Consider the following 2,164-nt stretch of genomic DNA (forward strand, 5'->3'; position numbering starts at 1 on the left):
GCTCTGACGGCGTGGCGGCAGGGTCATCAGGAGCGGCGGACGCTTGCCGACTGGCGCTACCGGGTCGCGTGGAAGCCCGTACCGGAACCCGTCACCCCCACCGCCCTGACCGGCACCTGGCTCCTGCTCACCCGATCCGACGCCGACGCCCCGGAACTCGCGGCCGCGGTCGGCCGAGCCGGCGGGCAGGCGATCCGGATCGACGTCCCCGTCGACGTCATACCGGAGGAATTGTCGCGTCGGCTGACCGAGGCACTCGGGGACGCCCCCGCGCCGACCGGCGTCCTTTCCCTGATCGCCCTGGCAGACGGGGCGGGTGCCCAAGAAGCCTCCCCGAACCGGCTGCCGGGAACGGTGACCGACACCGTCACCCTGCTCCGCGTCCTGGACGACGCCGGTGTCGATGCCCCCGTGTGGTCCGTCACCCAGGGCGCCGTCAGCACGAGCGACGACGATCCCACGGGTCACCCCGCTGCCGCGTTGGTGTGGGGCATGGGCCGAGTGGCCGCCCTGGAACAGCCGGGTCGATGGGGTGGTCTGATCGACCTTCCGTCGGTGCCGGACGAGAGGACCTACGACCTGGTCTGCCGCGTCGTCACCGGTACGGACCGCGAGGACCAGGTCGCGATCCGTCCGGCGGGAGTGCTCGCGCGCCGGGTACACAGGGCGGGCAGCGCCGGCACGACCGCGACGAACTGGCGGCCCCGAGGCACGGCGCTGATCACGGGCGGCACCGGTGCTCTGGGAGGTCATGTCGCACGGTGGCTCGTGCGGCAGGGCGTCGAGCACGTCGTCCTGCTGGGACGCCGGGGCCCCGACGCCCCGCAGGCCGCCGTCCTGCGTGACGAACTCACCGAGGCGGGAGCTCGCGTCACCATCGCCGCCTGCGATGTCGCGGACCGTGAGCAGCTCCACGAGGTGGTCCGCCGGATCCGGGCCGACGGCGCCGACATCCGCATCGTGGTCCACGCCGCCGGTCTCGGCCGCACAGGTGCGCTTTCGGAGGTGCGGTCCGAGGATTTCCGGCAGACCATGGCGGCGAAAGCGCTCGGCGCCCTCCACCTCGACGCCCTCTTCGGTCGGACCGACCTTGACGCTTTCGTGCTCTTCTCCTCGATCGCGGGGATCTGGGGCAGCGGTGGCCAGGGCGCGTACGCGGCGGCGAACGCCTTCCTCGACGCGCTGGCCGAGCAGCGCCGCCACCGAGGGCTGGCGGCGACCTCGGTGGCCTGGGGGGCTTGGGCCGGGGACGGCATGGCGGAGGGAGACGCCGCCGTGCGGCTCGGCCGCCGTGGCATCACCACGATGTCATCCGACCGGGCGCTGAACTCGCTCCAGCAGATCCTCGACCGGGGAGAGAGCACGGCCATCGTCGCCGACGTCGACTGGAGCCGGTTCGCCCGCACGTACCTGACGGTCCGCGACAGCCGCCTGTTCGACGAGATCGCGGAGGTATGCGAGGCGCAGGCCGGAGAGCAGGCCGAAGGCGAGCAGCGCGAGGGCGACTTCCCGCTGGTCGCGCGACTGCGGTCGCTCAACGAGGCCGAACAGCACCACGAACTGCTCGACGTGGTCCGCACCGCGGCGGCTGAGGTACTGGGCTACGCCCAGGTGACGGACATCCCCGAGGACAGGGCCTTCCGCGACCTCGGCTGCGACTCTCTGACGGCGGTGGAACTCCGCGACCGCCTGCGCGACGCCACCGGCCTGCGCCTCCCGGCCACCCTGCTGTTCGACCGCCCCACCCCACGGGTGCTCACCGCGCATCTGCGGACGGAGCTGCTCGGCAGGCATACCGCCGCCGACTCGGCGCTACCCGCGCCGGCCGGCACGCCGGGGGCCGAGGATCCGATCGCCATCGTCGGGATGAGCTGCCGCTTCCCGGGCGAGGTGCGTTCGCCGGAGGACCTGTGGAGGCTGGTCGCGGCGGGCCAGGACACCCTCACCGAGTTCCCGACGAACCGGGGCTGGGACCTGCCGGCGCTCTTCGACGAGGACCCGGACCGCCCGGGAACCAGTTACGCGACGACCGGCAGCTTCCTGCACGACGCCGATGAGTTCGACGCCGACTTCTTCGGGATCAACCCGCGTGAGGCGCTGGCGATGGATCCGCAGCAGCGGCTGCTGCTGGAGGTGACCTGGGAGGCGCTGGAACGCGCGCACA

The 2,164-nt window shown here is 72.7% G+C and carries 1 protein-coding gene; it reads left to right on the forward strand.

Annotated features, from left to right (window positions below):
- Window positions 1-2,164 (forward strand): SDR family NAD(P)-dependent oxidoreductase (locus tag ACFY0I_RS39950; RefSeq protein ID WP_388904751.1); only part of this gene is annotated, 2,164 nt, incomplete at both ends.

The organism is Streptomyces sp. NPDC001568, from assembly GCF_042893755.1.
Classification (GTDB): Bacteria; Actinomycetota; Actinomycetes; order Streptomycetales; family Streptomycetaceae; genus Streptomyces.